At 41.0% G+C, this 23,833-nt stretch carries 27 protein-coding genes and 1 riboswitch; of the genes, 22 read left to right on the top strand and 5 right to left on the bottom strand.

The genetic code is table 11. The annotated features are described in order from the left end of the window. Complete coding sequence (locus tag HGJ98_RS18725) at positions 1–1,077, top strand: radical SAM protein (protein WP_291353227.1); 1,077 nt, start codon at positions 1–3, stop codon at positions 1,075–1,077. A gap of 15 nt (positions 1,078–1,092) precedes the next feature. Here the strand turns inward: HGJ98_RS18725 and HGJ98_RS18720 are convergent, their stop codons facing one another. Both HGJ98_RS18720 and HGJ98_RS18715 read right to left on the bottom strand, forming a co-directional pair. Beyond that, the gene (locus HGJ98_RS18720; protein WP_291353226.1) at positions 1,093–1,491 is read right to left on the bottom strand and encodes a YueI family protein; all 399 of its coding nucleotides are present in this window, start codon (positions 1,489–1,491) and stop codon (positions 1,093–1,095) included. A 142-nt stretch (positions 1,492–1,633) separates the two neighbouring features. Continuing rightward, positions 1,634–2,101, bottom strand: coding sequence for an ATPase P (locus tag HGJ98_RS18715; RefSeq protein WP_291353225.1), 468 nt, complete (start codon positions 2,099–2,101; stop codon positions 1,634–1,636). A 306-nt stretch (positions 2,102–2,407) separates the two neighbouring features. Between HGJ98_RS18715 and HGJ98_RS18710 the strand changes: the two genes are divergently transcribed. The 6 genes from HGJ98_RS18710 (at position 2,408) to HGJ98_RS18685 (ending at position 7,665) form a co-directional block, all read left to right on the top strand. Then, entirely contained in the window at positions 2,408–3,259 is an 852-nt protein-coding gene (locus HGJ98_RS18710; RefSeq protein WP_291353224.1) for a PaaX family transcriptional regulator C-terminal domain-containing protein, read from the top strand. Positions 3,260–3,337: 78 nt separating this feature from the next. Beyond that, on the top strand, positions 3,338–3,985 hold the full coding sequence (locus HGJ98_RS18705) for a hypothetical protein (protein ID WP_291353223.1): 648 nt from the start codon (positions 3,338–3,340) through the stop codon (positions 3,983–3,985). 136 nt (positions 3,986–4,121) lie between these two features. Continuing rightward, positions 4,122–4,643 (top strand): DUF2179 domain-containing protein, encoded by a 522-nt coding sequence (locus HGJ98_RS18700; RefSeq protein WP_291353222.1) that lies wholly within the window; start codon positions 4,122–4,124, stop codon positions 4,641–4,643. 42 nt (positions 4,644–4,685) lie between these two features. After that, positions 4,686–4,819, top strand: a riboswitch (molybdenum cofactor riboswitch). Between the two features lie 94 nt (positions 4,820–4,913). Beyond that, the gene (modA, locus tag HGJ98_RS18695; protein WP_291353221.1) at positions 4,914–5,723 is read left to right on the top strand and encodes a molybdate ABC transporter substrate-binding protein; all 810 of its coding nucleotides are present in this window, start codon (positions 4,914–4,916) and stop codon (positions 5,721–5,723) included. Positions 5,724–5,863: 140 nt separating this feature from the next. Next, positions 5,864–6,541, top strand: coding sequence for a molybdate ABC transporter permease subunit (modB, locus tag HGJ98_RS18690; protein WP_291353220.1), 678 nt, complete (start codon positions 5,864–5,866; stop codon positions 6,539–6,541). Next, positions 6,538–7,665 carry a sulfate/molybdate ABC transporter ATP-binding protein gene (locus tag HGJ98_RS18685; RefSeq protein ID WP_291353219.1) on the top strand — a complete coding sequence of 376 codons (1,128 nt, stop codon included), beginning with the start codon at positions 6,538–6,540 and terminating at the stop codon, positions 7,663–7,665. The genes modB and HGJ98_RS18685 overlap by 4 nt, the downstream gene beginning before the upstream one ends. A gap of 114 nt (positions 7,666–7,779) precedes the next feature. Here the strand turns inward: HGJ98_RS18685 and HGJ98_RS18680 are convergent, their stop codons facing one another. Then, positions 7,780–8,043 (bottom strand): hypothetical protein, encoded by a 264-nt coding sequence (locus tag HGJ98_RS18680; protein WP_291353218.1) that lies wholly within the window; start codon positions 8,041–8,043, stop codon positions 7,780–7,782. Positions 8,044–8,284: 241 nt separating this feature from the next. Between HGJ98_RS18680 and HGJ98_RS18675 the strand changes: the two genes are divergently transcribed. The 3 genes from HGJ98_RS18675 to HGJ98_RS18665 all read left to right on the top strand — a co-directional run bounded on the left by HGJ98_RS18675 (position 8,285) and on the right by HGJ98_RS18665 (position 9,748). Beyond that, positions 8,285–8,713, top strand: a complete 429-nt coding sequence (locus tag HGJ98_RS18675) for a universal stress protein (RefSeq protein WP_291353217.1) — start codon at positions 8,285–8,287, stop codon at positions 8,711–8,713. Between the two features lie 58 nt (positions 8,714–8,771). After that, positions 8,772–9,206 carry a universal stress protein gene (locus tag HGJ98_RS18670; protein WP_291353216.1) on the top strand — a complete coding sequence of 145 codons (435 nt, stop codon included), beginning with the start codon at positions 8,772–8,774 and terminating at the stop codon, positions 9,204–9,206. Between the two features lie 113 nt (positions 9,207–9,319). Then, positions 9,320–9,748 carry a universal stress protein gene (locus HGJ98_RS18665; protein ID WP_291353215.1) on the top strand — a complete coding sequence of 143 codons (429 nt, stop codon included), beginning with the start codon at positions 9,320–9,322 and terminating at the stop codon, positions 9,746–9,748. Between the two features lie 134 nt (positions 9,749–9,882). Here the strand turns inward: HGJ98_RS18665 and HGJ98_RS18660 are convergent, their stop codons facing one another. Beyond that, positions 9,883–10,398, bottom strand: coding sequence for a hypothetical protein (locus HGJ98_RS18660; RefSeq protein ID WP_291353214.1), 516 nt, complete (start codon positions 10,396–10,398; stop codon positions 9,883–9,885). Between the two features lie 238 nt (positions 10,399–10,636). Here HGJ98_RS18660 and HGJ98_RS18655 point away from each other — a divergent pair, with 238 nt between their 5' ends. Continuing rightward, positions 10,637–11,692, top strand: coding sequence for a PTS transporter subunit IIC (locus tag HGJ98_RS18655; RefSeq protein WP_291353213.1), 1,056 nt, complete (start codon positions 10,637–10,639; stop codon positions 11,690–11,692). Positions 11,693–11,813: 121 nt separating this feature from the next. On the opposite strand, the gene HGJ98_RS18650 is transcribed toward HGJ98_RS18655, so the two are convergent. After that, a complete protein-coding gene (locus tag HGJ98_RS18650) occupies positions 11,814–12,194 on the bottom strand; it encodes a RidA family protein (protein ID WP_291353212.1) in 381 nt (126 codons plus the stop codon). Positions 12,195–12,431: 237 nt separating this feature from the next. Here HGJ98_RS18650 and amrA point away from each other — a divergent pair, with 237 nt between their 5' ends. From amrA to HGJ98_RS18595, 11 genes are all read left to right on the top strand, one after another. Further along, positions 12,432–13,694, top strand: a complete 1,263-nt coding sequence (amrA, locus tag HGJ98_RS18645) for an AmmeMemoRadiSam system protein A (RefSeq protein ID WP_291353211.1) — start codon at positions 12,432–12,434, stop codon at positions 13,692–13,694. Beyond that, positions 13,687–14,658 (top strand): AmmeMemoRadiSam system radical SAM enzyme, encoded by a 972-nt coding sequence (gene amrS, locus HGJ98_RS18640; protein ID WP_291353210.1) that lies wholly within the window; start codon positions 13,687–13,689, stop codon positions 14,656–14,658. Before amrA ends, amrS begins: the two co-directional genes overlap by 8 nt. Positions 14,659–14,716: 58 nt before the next feature. Further along, positions 14,717–16,474, top strand: a complete 1,758-nt coding sequence (locus HGJ98_RS18635) for a sensor histidine kinase (RefSeq protein ID WP_291353209.1) — start codon at positions 14,717–14,719, stop codon at positions 16,472–16,474. Further along, positions 16,471–17,280, top strand: coding sequence for a LytTR family transcriptional regulator DNA-binding domain-containing protein (locus HGJ98_RS18630; protein ID WP_291353208.1), 810 nt, complete (start codon positions 16,471–16,473; stop codon positions 17,278–17,280). Before HGJ98_RS18635 ends, HGJ98_RS18630 begins: the two co-directional genes overlap by 4 nt. A 160-nt stretch (positions 17,281–17,440) precedes the next feature. After that, a complete protein-coding gene (locus HGJ98_RS18625; RefSeq protein ID WP_291353207.1) occupies positions 17,441–18,886 on the top strand; it encodes a carbon starvation protein A in 1,446 nt (481 codons plus the stop codon). 851 nt (positions 18,887–19,737) lie between these two features. Next, on the top strand, positions 19,738–20,193 hold the full coding sequence (locus HGJ98_RS18620) for a Na+/H+ antiporter subunit E (RefSeq protein ID WP_291353206.1): 456 nt from the start codon (positions 19,738–19,740) through the stop codon (positions 20,191–20,193). Positions 20,194–20,202: 9 nt separating this feature from the next. Then, positions 20,203–20,472, top strand: a complete 270-nt coding sequence (locus tag HGJ98_RS18615; RefSeq protein ID WP_291353205.1) for a monovalent cation/H+ antiporter complex subunit F — start codon at positions 20,203–20,205, stop codon at positions 20,470–20,472. A gap of 31 nt (positions 20,473–20,503) precedes the next feature. Next, entirely contained in the window at positions 20,504–20,884 is a 381-nt protein-coding gene (gene mnhG, locus HGJ98_RS18610; protein ID WP_291353204.1) for a monovalent cation/H(+) antiporter subunit G, read from the top strand. A gap of 43 nt (positions 20,885–20,927) precedes the next feature. Then, complete coding sequence (locus HGJ98_RS18605; protein WP_291353203.1) at positions 20,928–21,965, top strand: DUF4040 domain-containing protein; 1,038 nt, start codon at positions 20,928–20,930, stop codon at positions 21,963–21,965. Further along, positions 21,958–22,323, top strand: a complete 366-nt coding sequence (locus HGJ98_RS18600; RefSeq protein ID WP_291353202.1) for a cation:proton antiporter subunit C — start codon at positions 21,958–21,960, stop codon at positions 22,321–22,323. Before HGJ98_RS18605 ends, HGJ98_RS18600 begins: the two co-directional genes overlap by 8 nt. Then, on the top strand, positions 22,316–23,827 hold the full coding sequence (locus HGJ98_RS18595; RefSeq protein ID WP_291353201.1) for a monovalent cation/H+ antiporter subunit D family protein: 1,512 nt from the start codon (positions 22,316–22,318) through the stop codon (positions 23,825–23,827). The genes HGJ98_RS18600 and HGJ98_RS18595 overlap by 8 nt, the downstream gene beginning before the upstream one ends. Positions 23,828–23,833: the final 6 nt, after the last annotated feature.

Here is a 23,833-nt window from a genome sequence, read left to right as displayed (position 1 = left end):
ATGAAAGATGTAGTTGAACTTGTGTTTCGTCCTACGCCTTCTATAGAGCGTCTTTATCTGGAGTTAACCAACCGTTGTAACTTGTCTTGTGAAATGTGTTATCGCCAGAAGTGGCAAGAACCTTTGGGAGATATGTCAACTGGAATCTTAAAGGCAATTGCAAGTGAGGTGGAAGTTTTTCCTGATCTTCAAGAGGTAATCCTTGGAGGTATTGGTGAACCGACGATTGCCAATAATTTTAGACGTGCCGTGGAGCTATTCGCTTCACGGTATAAAGTTTCTGTAACAACGAATGGAACTACGTTAGATAGTGAATTAATTAATTTTCTAATTAAAAGTAAAATAGCAAAGATCATTTTATCTGTAGATTCCACCGATGTACAGACATTTGCCGCCATTCGTCATGAAAACATACAAGGAATCTTAGAAAGTACACGTCTTATAACAGAGCAAAGTGGTAACGGAGGACCGGAGGTGATATGGGAATTTGTAGTCATGAAAAGCACTCTCCCTTATCTGGTAGAGACCGTACGCCAAGCAGCCAAGCTAGGCGTAACTAGAGTCTTCGTTTCTCATCTTCTGCCGATGAGAGAAGAAATGATGGCAGAAACTCTTTACTATCCCACCAAGTCTGCAGAGATGGATAAAGTATTCCAAGCCGCTTTCATCGCTGGATTAGCAAAAGGCGTGGAAGTAGTGCTGCCTAAAAGTGAATTAAAAACAGATCGATATTGTAAGTTCGTCGAAACTCAAAGCGCCGTCGTCCGTTGGGATGGTCAGGTTACTTCTTGTTATCGATTCTTGCATTCTTATCCAGAGTATGTGTTTGGGAGATATAAGCAGATTGATTCACATAGTTTTGGTTCTATAGAGAAGCAATCCTTGCTCGGAATTTGGACTACGCCTGAATTTATGAGGTATCGATATCATGTTTTGCACGGAGAATACGCATCATGTACTGATTGTAACTGGGTTGATGGTTGTGACATGGTTCTTCGGGCAGATATGGATTGCCTAGGTCATGCGCCTTCTTGTGGTGATTGTCTTTGGGGACGAGGAATAACCGTTTGTCCATGATCTCTCTAGAGTGCTCTAAACATCAATATCTTCAATATCAACCGCATCATTACTCACTACGACTAATCCGGTCTCCCCTGCAAGTTCCGGGTCATGAATCATCGTGTAAGATTTTTTCATTTTTCGAGCTAGTTTAATGTACTTATCGGTAAACTGAGGGCTCAAGGTGCCACTTATGAGCATTCTTGAGCTTTTCTTATGATTTAATGCTTCCTTAATCTCTGGGAAGATAGACTTCTCAGCAACTTGCTTTTTAGTCAAGCGCCGAATAATGCGTTCGCGGAATTCTCCGAGGTAGTTCATTTTTTCGTCGTGTTTCAGTTCAGGTACCCCATGTACACCAACAGCTATTCTTTGTATAGTGTTCGTAGTCGCTGAAGTAGGCAATTCATCAATTTTGAGATTTGAATCCATTTTGTCCTCCTTGAGAGTTTAGATTACTGTGATTTATAGTTTGCATTTATTTGGAGGATATGCATACTAAATGAGTAGTTTTCTAGAGGAGGACTAATTGGGGTTCTAACGCGATCCTTTGTATACTTGCTCCTTTTGCAATTTAGAGTCGTAAGGTTGCCTTAAGACGTTGTGTCTCTATAAGTAAACCGAGAGCGTTTTCTATATTGTGGACAATCAAATCTGCTGATAGGAGAGCTTGTGTGGATGCCCCCTCTAAGCCGATGACTGCAATACCCAAGTGAGCATGCTGAAGCATTAACTGATCGTTAGCTCCGTTTCCTATAGCTACAACTTCGCGATCAAACTGTAATACATAATCTGCTTTTTCTTTGACGTGCTCTGTGCTCTTTAATACGTTTACTTGAACGGGTAATCCCTCACATTGCTGCACCACGGTACCGTAGGTATCTGAAGTAAGAATATGAATTTCTAGAAAAGGAGATAAACGGCGGAGACTTTCCTTAACAGATTCAAACATTTTCCCGTCTAGGGCCAAGGTTCCGTTGTAATCAAGGACTAACACTTCAAGGTTCATAGTTCCACGACCTGGAATAGAGACTTGAATCATTTTATTTCCTCCTCTGAAGTCAAGTGTATAATATGAGCAATTATACCGCAGCATGGAAGTGTAGTTCCATCCTTTATCGTTTATAGTCAACTTGTAAAACATTCTCTATAAAAAATGTACCATAGATAGGGAGGGACAGTTCAAAAAGCTGTCCCTCCCTATCTATTTCTGAAGCCCATAAACTGGATCATCATAAAAATTAATTTAGATTTTTAACTAATACGTAAGAAATAATTGACACAACATTGTGTTATAACATATAATAAAAACATAATAAATATACGTTATATGAGAAGGAGGAGTTATATGAAGGTCATCTTACGAAAGAACGATAGTGCAACCAGTCTATTGCTTTTTGTTTATAATAGTTATTTTAATTTCTACCAGAAAGATACTATCAAGCTATCTAGTCTGCTTGAGATTATGAAGGCCTTTGGGAAAAGCGAAAGTGCCACAAGAATGTCACTATCGAGAACGGTAAAATCAGGTATCCTTATCAATGAAACTTTCGGTAGTGAAGTGTATTATTCATTGGATTCAACTGGCAAGGAGGCTATAAATATCTGGAATGAAGGTATGCAACAATTTTGGGATAGGTACGCCTCAAGAAATGAGCCATGGGATAAGAAATGGTATTTAGTTAATTTGGAGTTCGGGGAAGAGCATAAGGAGAACAGGTCAATAATTTTAGAGAAATTACAGCAAATTGGATTTGGTAGCTTAAGTACAAATACTTGGATTAGTCCATACTATCGACCTAATGACTTTCAAAAGATATTAACTGAATTTAATATGAACACCGGAGTAGTTGAAATGCATGGCGAGATGAAAATCTATGGAGATATGGTTGTTTTTGTAGATAAAGTTTTTCATATGAAGGACCTAGAGAAACCCTACAAAAACTTTATAAAGGTATTTAGTAAAAAACTTGAAGAGACTAAGAAGCTATATCGGGAAGAGTGGTTTGTAGAAGGAGGGCACTCGTTGCCATTATTACATGCTCTTGGTTGGGAGTTTTTATCTATAGCAACAGATGATGCGGCATTGCCTAAAACAGTATACCCTGCATGGGCTGGCGACGAAGCTGCACAACTAATGATTGAATTTAGAAAGATCCTTTTAGAAGCATCTATTAAGTATCTTGAGAAGTTTGCGTGAAATCATCCGCTTTAAGTAAGTTCAATATGAGTGAGTTATGGGTTAGATCTAAATAATAAAATAGAGGAGGATATTACAATGAACGCACAAGAAATTTTAAATTATCTTGAATTGTTGGCAAATAACAGTTTGTGGGTTAATTTTTCAATGCATGTTCTCGCTTTAATGGCACTGATATCAGTTTTCATGGTAACCAAAGAGTATTTAAAACGATGGGTTTTTCAAGGAACCGTAAGTATTCTATTTTTATCCGTAGCAATCAATGCGTTTATTTTTGGAAACCCTTTTCATATGGTTACGTTCAGCTTACTAGCCATAACGGCATTAGTACAATTATTTGTGGGAAAAGAAAACATTCGAATAGCTGAAAGTAGATGGATAACTGCTATTGCTCTTTCCTTTATACTCATTGGACTGTGGTACCCTGAATTTGTGGATAAAAATGCTCTTATGCTCCTGGTGGTTTCACCTGTAGGGGTTATTCCCTGTCCGACGCTACTCACAACCATAGGGCTATTAATGCTTATCATGCCTAGTGTGAGTAGGTTCCAATATGTAATTACAATTATAATGGGTATTGTATATGGCGTAATAGGAGTCTTTGTTTTCAAAGTATACTTGGACATCACATTGTTGATCTTGGTTTTATATGCAAGCTGGATATATTTTAGGAGTAGTTCACAAGCAAAGACCAAGACAGTTTTATGCTCGCAATTAGAGGGATAAAATTGTGTTGCTTACCCTGTGAACCTGTAGATGGGATTTATAAGAAATTTGATCTATGCAATGACAAGAAGGGATTAAAAAGGTAGAATATAGAGAGGAGAATCAAGTAGCTGAAAGTGGAGGAAACAAAAAAGTTATGCAACTCATTTTTATCATTATCGGAATCAATGTAGTCTATGTGTCCTTGTATACTTTGCGAATGATTTTCGTAATAAAAGGGCAAAGAGGTTTAGCATCGATTATTTCTGTCGTTGAAGTTTTTGTTTATATGACAGGATTAGGCATAGTCCTGCAAAATCTCGAAAATTATTGGAATCTAGCAGCGTATTGTATTGGTTACGGCTTAGGGGTGTATACCGGAAGCCGAATCGAGGAGTACATTGCTTTAGGTTATGTTACAGTTCAAGTGACAGTAGATTGCGTTGAAGCGGAATTACCCTCAAAGTTACGGGAATCTGGATACGGTGTTACTTCTTGGTTAGCTGATGGCAAGGATGGTCCCCGGCTTATGATGCAGGTTTTAGCGAAGAGGAGCAATGAACCTAAATTACTTGACATCCTCGATAAGTTTTGCCCCAAAGCTTTTGTAGTTTCGTATGAACCAAAAAATTTTAAAGGTGGATTTTGGATTAAACGTATGCCTAAGCCTTTTGAATAAAATTACACGCAACTTTGTTCTTCAATAGTGTCAGAACGAACTAAATAATCTACTCTCCGAGCTGATCAACCTAAAGAGAAATCCATGGTTCATCGGCCAGGGCTATAAGGCCCTCAGGGTATGTCTGGAAATGGACCTACCTTCACATTTTGAAAAGGAGGTAGCTGCACGTTGACTTGTATTACATGGCGGCTCCACGTTCTTTGTGGAGCCGTCTTTTGTATAGAAGTGTCAGTAAATACGGATATTAGCAAAGAAAGGAGCCATAGTATGTTTAAACCTGTGAAACCAATTTGGAGGTACTTTGTTACGCTATCATTAATCTGTCTTTTATTCCTAACGGGTTGCGCCCAATCCAGTCCCCCAGCAACCTCAGCGACTCCAAAACTTCGGATTGCAGCTGCTGCTGATCTTACGCTGGCCTTTAAAGAAATCGCGACTCAATTCGAACAGGAGACAAATATACCGACGGAAATAACCTTTGGCTCCACGGGAACGACTGCCATGCAGATCGAAAACGGAGCACCCTATGACATTTTTGCAGCAGCAGATGTTTCATATGTAGATAAGCTTAATCAAAAAGGCCTTATCATAACCGATACTCAGCAACTCTATGCTCAGGGCAGAATCGGTATTGTTTCTCTGAAAGGAAACCCGTTGTCTATAAAAGAGTTAGACGATTTAGCGAACAATCCTATGGTCAAAAAAATTGCCATTGCTGAACCGTCACACGCCCCTTACGGCAAAGCCGCTAAACAAGCTTTAGAATATCGCAATCTATGGACTAAGGTAGAACAAAAAATGGTTTATGGTCAGAATATCCAAGACACTTTAGCCATCCTTAAATCTGGAAATGTGGACGTCGCGATCATTGCTCTTTCCATCTATAAAGCGGATGAAGTGGAATTCACCCTAATTGACGGGTCGTGGCACGATCCTCTTAATCAAGCGATGGCTATCCTGAAAACGACCAAGCAAGAGGATAATGCCCGTCAATTTATGGCGTATGTCCATGGAGAAGAGGGGCGTGAGATTATGAAAAAATACGGTTTTCTGCTCCCTGGCGAGTTTGTGAAGTAGTAATGGTTTGAACCGTATTTCCTTTAAAGAATCGGAGAACGGAACAAATATAAGCTTTAACATAGTTTTTAGCGGTTTCGAAGTCACTGTGTAGATGCTTAATGAATTATATTGGAGAAGTCTTGAAAGAGGTAGTAATAATGAGTATAACGGATCTAATGCCTCTTTATCTTTCCTTGCGCCTGGCTTTAACTGCTACGTTCATCGGACTGCTGATCGGTTTACCCATCGCCTGGTTTTTAGGGAACACTCGTTGGAAAGGCCGGGAGGTTCTGGATTCGTTGATCAGCATTCCCATGGTCCTGCCGCCGACCGTGCTGGGATACTACTTGCTGGTTATCCTAGGCCGGAATAGCTGGATTGGGAGTCTGGCGGAAGAGTTGGGAGCCCCTCTTGTGTTTACCACTCGTGGGGCAATAATTGCTGCCACAGTTGTTTCAATCCCTTTTTTTATTAAGACGGCTCGTTCAGCTATCGAAGGGATCCCGTCGGATCTTTTAGATGCTGCCCGTGTCCTTGGTAGGACAGAATTCAATATTTTTTTCAGTGTGGTTATTCCTAACGCTTGGAAGGGGATTGCTTCTGGGTTGGTGCTTATGTTTGCGCGAGCTTTGGGGGACTTTGGAACAACGCTTATGGTTTCGGGTGGCATACCAGGCGAAACACTAACTATGCCTATTGCCATCTATAATGCCATGTTAGCTGGGGACCAGGGGACAGCTAATCGTCTGGCCTTAATTATGGCAGGGACTGCTCTACTGGTATTAATCTTGATCAATGTTCTTAATCGTCAGGTTGGAAGGAGAAGTAATCGATGATAGAAGTTCGGATTTCTAAAACCTTAGAACTCTTCTCCCTTCAAATTGATCTTAAACTATCTGAAGGATCTTCCTTAGCTTTAGTAGGTCCTTCTGGATGCGGCAAAAGTATGACCCTGCGCATGATTGCTGGTTTGGAACAACCGGACGAGGGGTACATTAAAGTCGGAGATACTACGTTTTTTGATTCTAGCGAGGGCATCGATGTCTCGGCTTATAAACGCCGTGTTGGGTACCTATTCCAAAATTACGCCCTTTTCCCGCATCTTACGATTGAAAAAAACATTGCTTTTGGGTTGAACCATTGTCCCAGATCGGAAAAGCGTGCTAAGGTTCATTCCATCATGGAAAGGCTAAGAATTAAAGGACTGGAGAAGCGTTATCCTCCATACATTTCTGGAGGACAGCAACAACGTGTGGCCTTAGCCAGGACACTTGTTACAGATCCAGAGTTACTTCTCTTAGATGAACCATTTTCCGCCTTAGACAGCCAAGTAAAAAAGAAAATGGAAAAAGAAGTAATCGATGTGAGAAATGCATTCTCGGGGACAATGATTCTAGTGACTCATAGCCTGGAAGAGGCATTTCGGCTTTGTCCTAATATTGCAGTGATGGATAATGGGAAAATAATTCAGCTAGGCACTCAGGAGGAGATTATACACCAGCCGGCTGACCGCACCGTAGCTCGCCTTACTGGGACGGAAAACATCTTTGACGGGAGGATCATTGAACGTCGTGATGAGGTAGCTCGAATTTGGGTAGAAGAACTTCGAATTAAGCTCACCATTCCCAATACTTTAAAGCAAGACAATCTTTCTTGGGGAATTCGTCCTGCTCAGTTAATTGTAGAGCAGGACCAGTGTGCACGAGCTCAAACCCCAGAAAACTGTTTCTCTGGACAAATTGTTCAAACGATTCCTACGCCTGACGGTCAATTTGTATTTATTCAATTAGTCAAGAATCCAGCCTCTATCTCAAATGCTTCGATGTCACATCAGCGACGAGACTACGACTTTCAGGCTTATGTTCCGATTAATTCCGGCAAGCGTGGCCATCGGCCTTTTCAACTTGGAGATTTGTGTTGTATTATAGTTCCGATTTCTGCCATTGCGCTTTGGTCTTAACTCAGCGTTTCCGATTAACACCTAACAGAAGTTCCTATCCTACTGTATGAAAGTATGGAGGGAACTTTTTTTTGCTAGACAGACAGTCAATGAGTTTCCGCCAAAAATTAACTTCTAAGCTTTATATAAGTACCATTTACATGTACTTAGCTCATATTTGAGTTCATAGAGTTTTAAAAGTCCGTTAATTTCACTCTGGCAACGAAAAATAATCATGCGATTTCCAGCGAGTTTTTCCTCGGAGCGGGTCACGACTCGGTCTACCTTAACGACTACATTGGAAGCGTCCGTTGAAGTCATTTTATAGCGAATAGGATTAGGGATTCCCTCTAAGGTAAACCAAGCAATCATTTCGATTGGCTGCATTAAAATTTTCATGTACACCACCTCATCTTTTGCACAGGATTACTTTATCAGAACATATGTTCTATGTAAAGAATATAAATAGTATTTCCTAAATACTCCAACAGGAAGTTATTTTCATAAGCAGTAAATATTATTAGACTTATCAGAAAATTTAATGGAATCTTTTAAAAAGTAGTTATAAATAAAGAAGGATTTTAAATATTGAGTGGTGAATATATGAACTATATAAAATAATCTAATGGGAGCTGAGGTTATGTTTAAAAAGATATTGGTAGCAACAGATGCCTCGGAGTATTCTCGCCGAGCACTAAGAACAGCTTTAGAAATAGCACGGGTATTTAACGCTGAGGTGGAACTTCTATTCGTTATTCATTTAAGGGAAGCATATTGGGGCTATAATGCTGTATATAGTATATTAGTTCCCCAGGAACAAATTGAGGAAGCTGGAGAGCTTGCTTTAGAAGCGACACTTGAGGGGATCGATTTAGGGGATACTTCCTTGATAAAGAAAAAGGAACAGGGATATCCTGCAAGTGTTATTTTAGATGAAATTGATAAAGAAAACGTAGATTTAGTTGTTATGGGTAGCCATGGTTACGGACCGATCGTTGGTTCAGTGTTAGGCAGTGTGAGTCAGCGCGTCGTTCAGCGGGCAAAGTGTCCCGTTCTTATCGTGAAGTAAAGTCCGAAATTAAGACAGATCAAAGGAACGAAGATCTGAGGATTAGGGAGGAACAGACATGTTTGAAAAGATTTTGGTGACTACAGATGCTTCGGAGTATTCCCGTCGAGCGTTACAAACTGCTTTAAAGATCGCTCAGCAATACCAGTCTAAAATCGAACTTTTGTTTGTGGCTTATACTCCGGAAGCGTATTGGGGCTACAATATGGCTCATCTCATACAAGAAATTACGCCAGACCAGATTGAAGAAAGAGGGAAGCTTACATTAAATGCAACCATAGAAGGAATCGATGTTAAAGATGTTATCTTAGAGAAAAAAATGTTACAGGGACAACATCCAGCAAGTGTAATTTTAGAAGAGATTGCTAAAGAAAATATAGATTTAGTGGTCATGGGTAGCCATGGCTACGGACCGATTGCTGGTTCAGTATTAGGTAGTGTGAGTCAGCGTGTTGTTCATCGATCAGAGTGCCCTGTTCTTATTGTGAAATGATATGTGAAGTCAAATGACTTTTAAGAGGCAAAATACCCAAAAAATCCAAGGAATGATATTGACTTCATATATTTTATAGGAGGTAGATCAAAAAAATTTTGAGGAGGTGAAACATGTTTAAGAAGATATTGGTGGCGACAGATGCTTCGGAGTACTCACGTCGAGCGTTAAAAACTGCTTTAGATCTAGCCCAGAAGTTTCAGGCCAAAATTGAACTTTTGTTTGTGGCATATACTCCAGAAGCGTATTGGGGCTATAATTCAGCTTATACAATAGAAATTACACAGGAGCAAATTGAAGAAAGAGGGAGGCTTACGTTAGAAGAAACCCTAGAAGGAATCGATGTTAAAGATGTCCCCATAGAGAAAAAAATGATACAAGGACACCCATCCAACGTAATTTTAGAAGAAGTCGTTAATGAGAAGATTGATTTAGTAGTAATGGGAAGCCATGGCTATGGGCCAATAGCAGGAGCAGTATTAGGTAGCGTGAGTCAGCGTGTTCTCCGCAAGGCAGCGTGTCCTGTTCTTATCGTGAAGTGAGTTAATAAAATTAAACATAACCTAGAAAATGCTGTTGATTGAAGGTCAACAGCATTTTTTTGCAAAATCTGTATAGTGTAAGTTTTTCGATGCTCTATCTTTTGGACATCCCTATTGAGTCTTGACCAGTGTATTTAAAACGGAAGGCCTAGCCGTCGAATTAGGGCAAATCCTGCTCGTTTAGCGAGAGGAAGAAATACTTTACGTGCAAGTGGTAAACCAACACGTCGAGCGAGGGGAATTCCTACCTTGCGTGCTAAAGGCGGTCCAACTTGTTGTACAATGGGAAGCCCCACTTTGCGGGCTAGTAGAGGTCCAAATTGCTTCATTAGAGAAGGACCGTATTGTTTCATAAGAAGTTCCGCTTGTTGTTGCCATGGGTTAGGCGGCTCTTTCTTTACTGAAGAAGGTTGAAATTCCGGTAAAGCAGTTTGTTTTTGAGGAGGAGATGTGGATTGGTTTACTGGTTGGGATATAGGTTGAACGACCGGCTTAGTCATTGGTTGAGCCACCGGTGTGGAATTTTGTTGTCCATCAAGTGATGGTCCTAGCCCCTGTTGCTGAACAGGTTTAGTTTCCTGTTGCTGTAGTGGAGAGAACCTATTGTATTGAGTTGGGGAATAACCCCGCTGCCCCATCAACGGTTTCATGGGCAAGCCCCCTTATATAAAAGCGTTAGTTGGTATATATTACTATATATGTATATAATTAATAAATGTTCCGTGTACATCGTTATATAAATTGAAAGGTTAAGAAAAATTTTACATTATTTGCACAAGATTAGAGGAGTATATCTTAAAGACCTCGAAAGATATGCCTATCAACTTTTTCCTTAGAGCAATTCATCAGAGCAACCTTTACTATTAATTACCATCAGGAGGCATTAAAATGACTAAGAATCAAGGAACACAAGAAAACAAAGAAGATCTCGAGAAAAAGATAAGCTTTTTACAACGTAAAAACATAATATTTTCTGTAAAAAGATATGGGATTGATGCTTTAGGTGCAATGGCTCTAGGTTTATTCTCCAGCCTTATTGTAGGACTTATCCTTAAGGTCATTGGAGAACAAACAGGGTTACAAATTCTCATTGATTTTGGTAAGCAGGCCATGGCAATGATGGGTCCAGCCATCGGTGTAGCGGTAGCTTTTGGATTAGGTGCTCCTCCGCTGGTATTGTTTGCCTCTACTATTACTGGTATGGCTGGCGCTGCAGTAGGCGGACCTGTCGGTGCGTTTGTGGCAGCTGTAATGGGGGCGGAGTTCGGCAAACTAGTTTCAAAAGAAACAAAAGTGGATATTATTATAACTCCTGCTGTTACTATCCTAGTGGGCGTTGCGGCTGGGACTTTCATTGGTCCGCCTTTAGCAGAATTCATGAAGTGGCTGGGATCAGTCATAATGTTGGCGACGGAACTAGCACCAATTCCAATGGGTATTTTAGTTTCAGTGCTTATGGGCATGATATTAACGTTGCCCATTAGCAGTGCTGCTTTGGCTATGATGCTGGTATTAGGGGGGCCCGCTGCGGGTGCCGCGACGGTAGGTTGTGCAACCCAGATGGTTGGATTTGCAGTAGCAAGTTATCGTGAGAATGGATGGGGTGGTTTAGTTTCGCAAGGATTAGGAACATCCATGCTGCAAGTACCTAATATTGTAAAAAATCCGTTGATATGGGTACCGGCTACTTTAACTAGTGCAATCTTAGGCCCCTTGGCCACAACTATTTTGCCGATGTCTAATATTCCTGCTGGTGCTGGCATGGGTACCTCAGGGTTAGTTGGACAGTTTGGGACAATTGAAGCTATGGGAATGGGTACTGGTGTCTTGATCAAAATTGGTTTATTACATTTTATTTTACCTGCTGTTCTAACACTAGTTATATCAGAGTTTATGCGGAGTAAAGGTTGGATTAAGTATGGAGATATGAGATTAGATATTTAATTTCTAAACTGAAATCTATTTAATGCCGTTATGTATCTAAGTAGAATTCCTTTAAAAGATAGAATTGAACGCGAAAGGGTCCTTTAAACTTTAAAAGTTAAAGGACCCTTTACATAAGTACTTATTCAGCGAGAGCAATTGCTTCAATCTCAACAATCGCGTCTTTAGGCAAGCGCGCGACTTGCACAGCCGAACGGGCTGGAGGATTGTTCTGGAAATAGGTAGCATAAACTGTGTTCATCGCTACGAAGTCATTCATATCTTTTAGGAAAACCACGGTTTTTACGACTTTGTCCATAGAAGAGCCTGAAGATTCTAAAATTGCCTTGACATTATCTAAAGATTGTTTGGTTGCTCCTTCAATATCAGTGACCAATTCTCCGGTTTCTGTATTGATGGGGAGCTGTCCGGAAGTGAAAATTAAATTTCCTACTTTAACCCCTTGTGAATATGGTCCGATAGCTGCGGGTGCATTTTGTGTATTGAGAGTTTGTTTAATCAAGTGACTTACCTCCTTGAAGTTATTATGCCATTATATGGCTTAATTTAATGACACAACTAAATTTTAGTATACCTGTTTTCCTGAGAATAAACCAAGCAAATAATTGGGATTTTGAAGAAAAGATTATTTTACTCGGTTAATCGATATTTATAAGGAATTCAAGAGGTTACTAGTATTTTCAGAAAAAAAAGGAAATCCTATGCATGGAAGAATTATGGTAAAAGGAAAGTGTTTAACATGGGTCTAATATATTCAGTGTTTGTTCCACATCCCCCCCTATTTGTCCAAGAAGTTGGCCGTGGAGAGGAACGTAAGTGTCAAGCGAGCTTAGATGCCTATCATGAAGTGGCCCGGCGAATAGCTCAAGCTCAGGTAGAGACGGTGATCTTGGTTTCCCCTCATGCCCAGCTCATTAAAGATGGAATGACTATGGTTGTTAATAAGACTATTCAAGGAGATTTTGCTCAGTTTGGGGCTGCACAGGTTAGTATGTCGTTTGCCAGTGATCCAGTAGTTATTGCAGAATTTCAAAACATCACTGGGGTTGTTCCGATACAGAGTTCTATTGATCACGGCGCCTTTGTACCGCTCTATTTTTTGCAAAAAGCAGGTTGGAAAGGAAAAGTGGTTCTCTTAGGAATGCCTCTTGAACAACCAGAGGAGTATGGTGAACGTATAGGAAAAATCCTTGAGGACTTACCTGGTCGCTATGCCATTGTAGCTAGTGGGGATCTTTCCCATCGCCTAAAGGAGGATGGACCCTACGGTTTTGAACCTGCCGGACCGGAATTTGACCAATTTGTGTTAAGGACTCTTCAGAGGGATTCCAAGAAACTATCAGATTTACCAATGGACCTTGTCGAACGAGCAGGAGAATGTGGGTATCGGAGTCTTCGCTTGGCATTGGCCTCTAAAGAAGGTGCACCGGAAGTGCTGTCTTATGAAGGGCCATTTGGTGTAGGATATCTGGTGGCAGATCTGTATCATTCCTCACCTTTGCCAAAGTGGGCTCGAAATTGTCTATTGACTTATTTAGAAAAGGGCGATAATACTCCATTACATATACCAAACTCTACTACTGAGTTTAAGATGCGGAGAGGCTGTTTTGTGACTCTTAAGCAACATGGGCATTTGCGCGGATGTATTGGAACAACCGAGCCTTGGCAGGAAAACTTGGCTTTAGAAATTCAACACAATGCAATTGCTGCAGGGACGCAAGATCCACGTTTTAGGCCTGTTCGAATAGATGAACTAGATACCCTGAGCTTTACCGTGGATGTCTTGGGCGAGCTTGAGAAAATTGCGGGACCGGAAGAGTTAGATCCTTGGAGGTATGGGGTTGTTGTTAGGCAGCGTGGGCGAAGCGGGCTGTTACTCCCCCATTTGGAAGGGGTCGATACAGTTTCTGATCAGATCAATATTGCCAAAGAAAAAGCGGGGATTTCGGGTGGAGATCCAGTGGAGCTTTGGCGTTTTGAGGTTATGAGACATTATGAGTAATGAAAACAGTGTAAAAGATTCTTATATGGCGAGTTGTCTATTGTGTCCCCAGCGATGTCAATTGCGGCATGGGCAGTCAGGACGATGCCACGCTCGAGAAAACCGTGAAGGTGAGGTTGTATCTCGAACCTATGGTGAAGTGGCTGCTTGGAATATGGATCCGATCGAGAAGAAGCCCCTTTATCATTTTTATCCCGGTTCTTGGATTTTCTCCGTTGGGGGCTTTGGTTGCAATCTTAGCTGTTCCTTTTGTCAAAACTACCAGATATCCCAGCAACATCAAATTGGAAGAAAGGTTACTCCTACAGAGCTTGCTGAGCTATCGTTACAGGAGCAATCATTGGGATTGTGTTTTACCTATTCGGAGCCGAGCGTGTGGTTTGAGATGATTCGAGATACTGCTCCCTTGGTGAAAGCTCAAGGGGGAAAGGTGGTTTTGGTAAGTAATGGAACAATTTCACCGAACTTTCTCGAAGAGTTGATCCCATGGCTAGATGCAGTCAATATAGATATCAAAGCATTCTCGGAAGATTTTTATCGAGAGTATTGTGGAAGTAAATTAGCTTGGGTATTGGATAATGTTGAGCGTTTGGCTGGGCGGGTTCATCTAGAGATAACAACGCTTATTATTCAAGGCGCAAATGATAATCCTCAAGAGCTAACTAAATTGTCACAATGGCTACGTAAGTTAAATGTTCCGTTGGCCTGGCATTTGAGTGCCTACCATCCGGCGTATCGACTCGATGTTCCTCCTACGGAGCGAAAAATCCTAGAACAAGTAAGAGATATAGCAAAGGAATATTTGCCCTACGTATACTTGGGAAATGTCAGAGGCGGAGATGCGACGTTTTGTCCTAAGTGTGGTGAGGCTGTGATCCAACGTCAACCTGTGTTGATTAATCGATTAAAGCTCGGGTGTTGCCCGAAATGTGGAGAGGGCATTTTTGGAGTTGGCATGAATTGATGAATTGTAGTTTTCTGAAACTACAATTCATAGGCAGACGTAAAGGAGCATCTTAAGCGTGCAACTCTTATTCTTAATGATTGAACATATCGGCCTGATCGTAGCAATCGCTTTTATGCTAACGAGGTTAACTGCGTTTCGTGATCTCATTGACCATAAACTCGATTCTGGGACGATTATTAGGCTTTCCATAGTATTTGGCTTATTTGGAATCGTTGGAACGTATACCGGGATTTCAATTAGACCTAGCACAAATTCCTTTCTTTGGATTCCTCGCGTGGATACAATTGGCTTTGAAGAAGCCCTTGCAAACTCTAGGGTTGTTGGGGTTGTAATAGGCGGACTTTTAGGGGGACCTTGGGTTGGACTTGGTGCAGGACTCATCGCTGGTATTCACCGAGCTCTGCTCGGCGGCTTTACTGGGCTAGCCTGTGGGATTTCCACCGTGACAGAAGGTTTAATTGCTGGCTTAGTTTATCTAAAGATTGGGAATCGTAGAATCGTTCCTACTTCAAAAGCACTGTTCACAGGGGTAGTTGCAGAGACGGTACAAATGGTGATTATCCTTCTTATTGCTAAACCTTGGGAAAGTGCTGTTGTCTTGGTTCAAGTCATTGCTCTTCCGATGATCCTAGCAAATAGCTTTGGAATCGCGCTTTTTGTTGCAATTATTCGGTCTGTCATTCACGAGGAAGACCGTATCGAAGCTAATCAAGCCCATAAAGTTCTGGATATTGCCGATCAAATGTTAGTCAATCTCCGTCAGGGACTCACGGAACAATCCGCGACTCAACTTTCTAAACTACTTTTAAAAACTACGGGAGTTTCCGCAGTCTCGATTACTGATCACGAAAAAATTCTATCCCATGTCGGGGTAGGAGATGATCATCATCTACCTGGGCACACTATTTTGACAGAAGCAACTAAAAAAGTGCTCAGAACTGGTAAACTATACATTCCCAAATCTTTAGCTGAAATCCACTGCCCCCAAAAAGGATGTCCGCTTGCGGTGGCAATTATTGTCCCCTTAAAAAAGTCAGATGAAGTGATTGGGGTTTTAAAATTCTATTTTATAAATATCAAGCAGATTAAACCGGTTGACAAAGAAGTCGCCCAGGGACTAGGTAAACTTCTCTCGCATCAGCTTGAAGTAGTTGAAGCCCAGAACCATGCTCGACTCATCCGTGAGGCTGAGATTAAAGCACTTCAAGCACAGATTAACCCCCACTTTCTTTTTAATTCCTTAAATACAATAGTTGCACTAATCCGTACTCAACCCAATATGGCACGTAAGTTACTCATTCAACTTGGGAACTTTTTCAGGAAGAATTTAAATGCCTCTCTTTACGAATTTGTCACCTTAAGGCAGGAAATTGACCATACCTGTGCATATTTAGATATTGAACAAGCTCGTTTTACAGAACGCTTAAGCGTGAAACTTGAAATTGATTCTAAGCTCGAAAATGTTCTATTGCCTCCACTTACTCTCCAACCGCTTGTAGAAAATGGAGTACGTCATGGCCTAAAAGGGCTTGAGAAAACAGGTGAAATCATCGTGCGTGTTACTGAAAGCAAAGAGTATGTCCTCATTTCTGTAAAGGACAATGGAATTGGAATATCTCCAGAACGGATTGGGGAATTACTCCACAGTCGAACTGTATCTCAAGAAGGAACAGGTTTGGCCCTATATAATGTCAACCAGCGTCTTAAGTTTCATTTTGGCGAGGAATCTCAACTTCATATTGATAGTGAATTAGGCCAAGGAACGTGTGTCTGGTTTAGGGTACCGCTACAGCAGGGAGGGGGAGTGACGTGATTTCTGCTGTTATCGCCGATGATGAACCACTCGCTCGGGATGAACTGACATATCTTTTAAAGCAATGTGCCGATATCGAAATTGTTGGAGAGGCGACCCAGGGTGCAGAAGCTTTAGAAATAATTCGAACGCTTAAGCCTGATGTGGCCTTCTTAGATATCCATATGCCTAATATCGATGGTTTAAGCCTGGCGCGAAAACTGCTTGAAGAGGAGCAAGACTTAATGATTGTCTTTGCTACAGCCTATGATAAGCATGCCATTCAAGCCTTTGAAGTCAATGCTGTAGACTATCTTTTAAAGCCATTTGACGAGGAACGCGTCTGGAAAACAGTAGAACGAATTCGCCAAAGAGTAAGAAATCCCCAGAAGGATGCTCAGAATCAAACACTCAATGATTCCTTACTGGAGCTTCTGACCAAAATGGCTGGCGCAAGTCAATCTACGGCAAAAGGGCAATTTCAAGCAGTGAAAATCTCAAAACTTGCTGTTCAAGGTGAGGAAAGCGTCGTATTGATCGATCCTAAGGATATTCTCTATGTCTACCGTGAAAATCGGGATGTCTTCATTAAAACGGTGGAAAGAGTTTATTTGACCAAGCATTCATTACAAACACTTGAAGAAAAACTAGCGAGCTATTCTTTTTTTCGCCCTCATCGGAGTTATTTAGTCAATTTAAGTTTTGTGCGAGAATTAGTTCCTTGGTTTAATGGAGCATACACACTAATTTTAAATGACGAAAAGAGTTCCCAAGTTCCTGTGAGTCGAGCTTACGTCAAGGCATTAAAGGATGTACTAGAAATCTAGTTAGAACATATATGCAAAACGAACTTAGAATAATCACATTCGGACACGGTTAACGACATTATAGACTGGAATCCGTCAACCACCTCCTGAGATGATTTAAAATAAGGACAGTTAGTTGAACTTATCCTTAATCTATGTTAAATCTGAGAGGAGGATTCTTGTGATTACTTTTTTACTTTCGTTTGTCGCACTTATTATTGGTTACATGGTCTATGGGAAGTTTGTAGAAAAGGTTTTTGGTATCAATGAAAACAGTGAAACCCCTGCCTATACCAAAACCGACGGAGTCGATTATGTTCCTATGGACTCTGGCAGAGGGAGTCTTGTTCAACTCTTAAATATTGCTGGACTGGGGCCGATCTTTGGGCCCATTGCAGGCGCTTTATGGGGGCCAGTCGCTTTTCTCTGGATTGTTCTCGGTGGAATTTTTGCTGGTGCTGTCCACGACTATTTTAGCGGCATGCTTTCCGTAAGAAATGGTGGAGCACAACTCCCAGATATAGTAGGTAAGTATCTTGGCCAAGGAATGCGTCAGTTTGTTAATGTCTTTTCAGTGGTACTATTGATTCTTGTAGGAACGGTTTTCGTTGCTGGTCCTGCCAACCTAATTGTCACTTTAACTCCATCTTGGATTAGTTTAAGTGTTGTGACTGCTGTAATTTTTATTTACTATATCTTAGCGACACTTTTACCAATTGATAAAATTATCGGAAAGATCTACCCTCTCTTTGGTCTTTTGCTTATTGTCATGGCAGTAGGAGTAGGAGCTGGATTGATTGTCAAAGGATATCATATACCTGAACTCACTTTGAGTAATCTTCATCCTAAGAATTTACCCATGTGGCCATTACTCTTCATCACGATCGCTTGTGGTGCAATCAGTGGATTCCATGCTACCCAATCTCCACTTATCGCCCGAACCATTCAAAATGAAAAATATGGCCGTAAAGTATTCTATGGCATGATGATCGGAGAATCGGCTATCGCTCTCGTTTGGGCTGCAGCAGGAATGGCAGTCTTCGGTGGAACGGGTGGATTACAAGAAGCCCTAGCGGCGGGCGGACCCGCAGGAGTTGTCCGTACAGTTTCGATTACTATGCTGGGAGCCATCGGTGGAACCCTTGCCATCATTGGGGTTATCATTCTCCCGATTACTTCCGGAGATACAGCATTCCGCGGTGCTCGAATGGTTATTGCTGATTTCTTCAAAATGAGCCAAAAGCCTATTCCAAAACGCTTAGCTATCTCCATTCCTATCTTTGTTATTGCTTTCGGCTTGAGCAAGATTGACTTTAACTTCCTTTGGAGATATTTCTCTTGGGCAAACCAAACGACAGCGATGATCCTTCTGTGGGCTGCTGCTATGTACCTCGTCAAGGAAAAACGACTGCACTGGATCGCAACAATTCCTGCTATTTTTATGACAGCGGTCACCTTCACCTATCTCTTACAAGCACCGGAAGGCTTTGGGCTGCCCACTAGCATTTCCTATCCGGTCGGACTCTTAATTACCCTCGGAATCACGGTGCTCTTTGCCAGTAAAGTGATTAAAGAACGCAAAATAGAAACTTACAGAAATGTCCCAGTTTCTGAACAGAACCCTTAAATACGAGCATTATATGAACCTTCTATTGTAGAATTTATAAGGCTGCAGTAGGAGGTTTTGTTATACATTCCAAATTCTAAACCTAATTTATAAATATTTTCCATTACGAATATTGATTAAGAGTAAATTGATTCCCTCTAGACACATTAATGTCACAATGATAATCTCTGATTGTAAGAAAAAAGAAAAATTACATAAGGATTCTAGAAAAAAATTTGCCAATTCTTTCTACTTTGTAGAAATGAAAAACGACTTCGGAGTCATTAAAGTTAATCAGTTCCTTCCTATATTAATAGAATATAAATTTAATATTATTTTATGCAAAGTTCATTGCTTAACGAATGACTAATAGCAAGCGAAACATCCTTACTGAATTTTCTTATATTCTTGACATAGTAGAATGTAATGGTAGAATGTATATGATATGTTTAGGGACAGATTATTGGCTATAGGTTACAGTAAATAGGGGCTAAGATATTATATTTAAGTTTTGCACTATTAAACGACTAATTTGTGCAATTTCCAAGTATCCTACCTGATATCATTATGGATTCAACTAGCTTTTTCAAGGCTTATGAGCTAATTAGTTAATAAATAGTTCTCTAAAAAGCTCTTTAGCAATGATTATTCAGAAGTTTTTTTAAATTCCGGAAATGTCCACAAACCAAACTTGGGGATGCTAGCAATCACCACTTGAAAAAACTGTATGGGGGGGTGCTTTTTGCGAAAAGGTATATCTGAACATACTATAGCCACTAACAATAAACGTATCATTCTACTAGTGACCAAGAATAACTAAAGATTGTGAGTTGTGGGAAGATATGCTTAGTTTTTTACTGACAGCTGTTTTAATGTTTATTTTTTGGTTTAGTTTATCCGGGCAAACAAAACCACTTTTCCTTATATTTGGGGCGATTTGCAGTTTGCTGGTAGCCTACTGGTCTCACGATTTGTTGATTGGCAAGTTGGAGAAGGGACCAGACCTAAAGAAGTTCATTCGAATGATAGCATATTTACCTTGGTTAGCCTGGCAGATTGTGTTGGCTAACTGGCATCTTGTATACCTGGTTCTACATCCCAAGATGCCTATTGATCCTACTATTATGAGATACGAACATGACTTAAAAACAAACATGGGCATTACGGTGCTAGCCAACTCAATTACCTTAACACCTGGAACCACCTCTATTGATGCTGACCGTCGTGAATTAATTGTCCATGCAATATCAAGGAAAACTGCTGAAGATTTACTTTCCGGGTCTATGCTGGCTAAGGTAAGGGAAATTGAAGGCGGAGCAAGGAGATGAGCAAGGCGTATGTTTAATATGTTTGAAGTAGCTACATTTACCATTATATTATCTGCAGTGCTCATCCTTTATCGATTAGTGGTGGGACCCTTTGTTTTTAACAGGATTTTGGCTGTGAATTTTTTTGGAACCAAAACGGTAGTAATCATGCTCCTGGTGGGTTTTATGTATGGCAGGCCTGACATGTTTATAGATATTGCCTTTGTCTATGTCTTAATTAACTTTACGGCTGTATTGGCTTTTCTAAAATACGTTGAGTCTGGCCGTTTTGACAACTGATAACAAAATCTATGCAACGGGATGGTAAAATATGGATATAGATATTCGCGTTATTCTAACGGCATTATTCTTGGTCATTGGATGTTTTTTGTTTATGATTGCCTCCATTGGAGTAATTAGGTTTCCTGATTTCTATTCTAGGATGCATGCCGCAGGCAAGGGAGATACCATGGCGCAAGCCTGCATTATCATCGGACTGATCATTTATTCGGGATTTAACCAAGTAAGCCTGAAATTGCTGATGATTATGATAATGATTTTGATCATTAACTCCACAGCTAGTCACTATTTGGCCAAGGCAGCTTATACAAAGGGTGTAAAACCTTGGATGAAGGGCAGCAAGTATGGGGAAACTGACCCATTTGCCTTATCCTCTACTACCAAGGCTACCGGTAAGAAAGCCAAAAGGTGAGCTAAAACTACGAATATAAAATCACATTTATGGAGTTGAGGACATGATTGATGTAGCCATTCCGCTTTTTCTGGTGGTTTGTGGTATTGCAGTATTACTCGTAAAGGATTTAATGAGTTCTATTATGATTTTCTCAGTCTACAGCCTGTTGATTGCTATCGAATGGGTCCGGTTGAATGCCATTGACGTAGCGATAACAGAGGCGGCTGTAGGTGCAGGTATTTCCACGGTTCTGTTTATGATTATCTTAAGCCGTACTAAATCTGTCGAGGAGTGTAAAAAATCCATAAGCATCCCTGCTCTGCTTGTTGCAGTTGGGGTGGCAGGTGTACTATTGTATGGTACCGTCGACCTCCCCAATCTGCGAGATCCTAACATTGCGCCCAGTACCCATGTCTCGCCCTATTATCTGGAGAACGCCTACAAACAGACAGGTCAGGAAAACGCTGTAGCGGCCATTTTGGCCTCTTACCGAGGGTATGATACATTGGGTGAAACCACTGTGGTGGCGACTGCTGCTTTTTGTCTCATTCTGCTCCTGAGGGGGCGAAGGCATACCAATAAAGATTTAAAGAAATACGAGGTCACGGGCATAAACAAATGTACTGTCAAGGGCGTTGGAATAAAGCCAACTAAAACGAATCCGCCTGGCAGTGAGCAGGACAAAGACATCATTAAGAAAACGGTAACTAAGTTTTTGATGCCTTTTATTCAACTCTTTGGGCTGTATGTAATAGTCCACGGAGAACTGGGCCCCGGTGGGGGGTTCCAGGGTGGTGTGGTTTTGGGAGTGAGTATTATAGTTTACTCCCTAGTATTTGGCTTCAAAGAGGCTCAACAGAGGATGTCTGTAAAGGCGAAAGACTTGTTGGTTTCCTCGGGGGTTTTGCTTTATGGTGGTATCGGCGTTTTAGCACTTTTCCTTGGTGGTAACTACCTTCAGTATAATGTGCTTTTGCCTGACCCCAAATTTGCCAGTATCATTGGAATTTTAGGTATAGAAATAGGTGTAGGTATAACTGTTGCCGCGGTAATGATAACCCTATTTTATGAAACAGTAAGGATAGATGCCAATGGTTGAACTACTTGCGAAATATAATTATTGGATTGTAATAATTTTGTTAACAACTGGGTTATATGGGGTAATGGCTAGACAAAACCTGATAAAAAAGATTATCTCGTTAAACGTTTTTCAAACGGCTGTGCTCCTGTTTTATGTGTCAATGTCCAAAATTGAGGGTGGAACCGCGCCTGTCCTCATAAAAGGGGCAAAACATGTTATTTATGATAACCCACTTCCCCAGGTATTAATGCTTACTGCTATTGTAGTAGGAATTAGCACTACTGCTGTGGCTCTGACCTTTGTCATGCTTATATACCGTGAATACGGAACCATAGAGGAAGATCAAATACTGGAGTTGAACAAGCATAATGATTAAACATTTGCCCGCTCTGTTGATAGTGATACCTCTGCTAGCTGCGATTATTACACCTATCATTGGTCGCATACACTGGGTATTAAGTTGGTATACGGTAACAATAACAACGTTCATAAGTTTTGTTATCTCTCTTTCCCTGTTACAAACTGTTTTGCTGCAGGGGGATATCAGCTATTGGATGGGTGGCTGGCAACCACCCTGGGGTATTGAGTACGCAATTGACAATTTAAATGTTTTTGTGATGATTATTGTTTCCTTTATGGCTTTTGCCGGGGCTATATACTCTAAAAACAGTATTAACGACGAAATTGACGAAGCTAGAAAACCCTTTTTCTATAGTGTTTATCTGTTGTTTGTAACTGGTCTTATGGGTATGGTTGTTACTGGAGATATCTTTAACATCTATGTCTTTTTGGAAATAACGGCACTTGCCGGTTATGCCCTGATAGCTATAGGCAAAAAGCGCCAAGCCCTGCTAGGTGCGTACAATTACCTAGTAATGGGCACTATCGGTGCTACATTTTTCCTGCTAGGCATCGGCTACCTGTATTTAATGACAGGTACACTGAATATTGCTGACATGGCAGCTAGGCTGCCTGAATTTTACCAGACCAAAGCGATTTTCACCGCCTTCACGTTTCTCGTGATAGGGCTTTGTATCAAGTTGGCTTTGTTTCCGATGCACTTTTGGATGCCTAATGTGTATACCCATGCTCCTTCTGCAGTTAGTGCTGTTATGGCGGCAACTGGCGCCAAGGTAGCAGCCTATGCCATAATTCGCGTCATGTTTACGGTATTTGAACCAGAGTTTTATACTCTCGCGCCCTTTAACATTCAGCCTATTCTACTGATCCTTGCGGTGGCGGCTATCCTGGCTGGGTCTATTATGGCTTTAGCGCAAACCGATATCAAGAAGATGTTAGCCTATTCGAGTGTTGGGCAAGTTGGTTATATCGTGCTGGGCATTTCATTAATGAGTGTCAACGGTATGATTGGATCCTTGATACATTTGTTAAACCATGCCATGATGAAGGGGGCTTTATTCTTTGTCGTGGGAGCCGTGGTATATAGAACAGGCCTCACCAGCATAGAAAACTTCCGGGGTTTGGGTAAGAAAATGCCCTTAAGCATGGCTGCCTTTACTATTGCTGCACTTTCCATGACTGGCGTTCCTCTGACGGTTGGTTTTGTTAGCAAATGGTACCTTGCTGTTGCTTCAATCGAGATTGGGATGTGGTGGCTTGTTCCAGTAATTCTATTAAGCTCTCTTTTAACTGCGATTTATTTTTGGAGAATTATAGATGCCGTATGGTTTAAGCCTGCCCTGGGAGAAGAAAGTCATGGGCACGAACATGATGATCACCAGAAGCCCAAGTCTAACGATGCGCCCGCATCTATGCTGATTCCTACACTTACAGTTGCTATGCTGTGCCTAGTTTTCGGTGTCTTTGCCTATGCACCAGTATCTTTGGCAGAAAAAGCGGCCGTGATTCTTTTGAAATAAGAGGTG

The organism is Desulfosporosinus sp., from assembly GCF_014237355.1.
In the GTDB taxonomy this organism is placed as follows: domain Bacteria; phylum Bacillota; class Desulfitobacteriia; order Desulfitobacteriales; family Desulfitobacteriaceae; genus Desulfosporosinus.
Note: the sequence above shows the minus strand (reverse complement) of the source record. Positions and strands in the feature narration are given on the sequence as shown.

What these genes read in the sequence shown, in the direction of transcription:
- HGJ98_RS18725 (WP_291353227.1), top strand. Translation starts at nt 1, where the DNA reads ATGAAAGATGTAGTTGAACTTGTGTTTCGTCCTACGCCTTCTATAGAG.
- HGJ98_RS18720 (WP_291353226.1), bottom strand. Translation starts at nt 1,491, where the DNA reads ATGGATTCAAATCTCAAAATTGATGAATTGCCTACTTCAGCGACTACG.
- HGJ98_RS18715 (WP_291353225.1), bottom strand. Translation starts at nt 2,101, where the DNA reads ATGATTCAAGTCTCTATTCCAGGTCGTGGAACTATGAACCTTGAAGTG.
- HGJ98_RS18710 (WP_291353224.1), top strand. Translation starts at nt 2,408, where the DNA reads ATGAAGGTCATCTTACGAAAGAACGATAGTGCAACCAGTCTATTGCTT.
- HGJ98_RS18705 (WP_291353223.1), top strand. Translation starts at nt 3,338, where the DNA reads ATGAACGCACAAGAAATTTTAAATTATCTTGAATTGTTGGCAAATAAC.
- HGJ98_RS18700 (WP_291353222.1), top strand. Translation starts at nt 4,122, where the DNA reads ATGCAACTCATTTTTATCATTATCGGAATCAATGTAGTCTATGTGTCC.
- modA (WP_291353221.1), top strand. Translation starts at nt 4,914, where the DNA reads ATGTTTAAACCTGTGAAACCAATTTGGAGGTACTTTGTTACGCTATCA.
- modB (WP_291353220.1), top strand. Translation starts at nt 5,864, where the DNA reads ATGAGTATAACGGATCTAATGCCTCTTTATCTTTCCTTGCGCCTGGCT.
- HGJ98_RS18685 (WP_291353219.1), top strand. Translation starts at nt 6,538, where the DNA reads ATGATAGAAGTTCGGATTTCTAAAACCTTAGAACTCTTCTCCCTTCAA.
- HGJ98_RS18680 (WP_291353218.1), bottom strand. Translation starts at nt 8,043, where the DNA reads ATGAAAATTTTAATGCAGCCAATCGAAATGATTGCTTGGTTTACCTTA.
- HGJ98_RS18675 (WP_291353217.1), top strand. Translation starts at nt 8,285, where the DNA reads ATGTTTAAAAAGATATTGGTAGCAACAGATGCCTCGGAGTATTCTCGC.
- HGJ98_RS18670 (WP_291353216.1), top strand. Translation starts at nt 8,772, where the DNA reads ATGTTTGAAAAGATTTTGGTGACTACAGATGCTTCGGAGTATTCCCGT.
- HGJ98_RS18665 (WP_291353215.1), top strand. Translation starts at nt 9,320, where the DNA reads ATGTTTAAGAAGATATTGGTGGCGACAGATGCTTCGGAGTACTCACGT.
- HGJ98_RS18660 (WP_291353214.1), bottom strand. Translation starts at nt 10,398, where the DNA reads ATGAAACCGTTGATGGGGCAGCGGGGTTATTCCCCAACTCAATACAAT.
- HGJ98_RS18655 (WP_291353213.1), top strand. Translation starts at nt 10,637, where the DNA reads ATGACTAAGAATCAAGGAACACAAGAAAACAAAGAAGATCTCGAGAAA.
- amrA (WP_291353211.1), top strand. Translation starts at nt 12,432, where the DNA reads ATGGGTCTAATATATTCAGTGTTTGTTCCACATCCCCCCCTATTTGTC.
- amrS (WP_291353210.1), top strand. Translation starts at nt 13,687, where the DNA reads ATGAGTAATGAAAACAGTGTAAAAGATTCTTATATGGCGAGTTGTCTA.
- HGJ98_RS18620 (WP_291353206.1), top strand. Translation starts at nt 19,738, where the DNA reads ATGTTTATTTTTTGGTTTAGTTTATCCGGGCAAACAAAACCACTTTTC.
- HGJ98_RS18615 (WP_291353205.1), top strand. Translation starts at nt 20,203, where the DNA reads ATGTTTAATATGTTTGAAGTAGCTACATTTACCATTATATTATCTGCA.
- mnhG (WP_291353204.1), top strand. Translation starts at nt 20,504, where the DNA reads ATGGATATAGATATTCGCGTTATTCTAACGGCATTATTCTTGGTCATT.
- HGJ98_RS18605 (WP_291353203.1), top strand. Translation starts at nt 20,928, where the DNA reads ATGATTGATGTAGCCATTCCGCTTTTTCTGGTGGTTTGTGGTATTGCA.
- HGJ98_RS18600 (WP_291353202.1), top strand. Translation starts at nt 21,958, where the DNA reads ATGGTTGAACTACTTGCGAAATATAATTATTGGATTGTAATAATTTTG.
- HGJ98_RS18595 (WP_291353201.1), top strand. Translation starts at nt 22,316, where the DNA reads ATGATTAAACATTTGCCCGCTCTGTTGATAGTGATACCTCTGCTAGCT.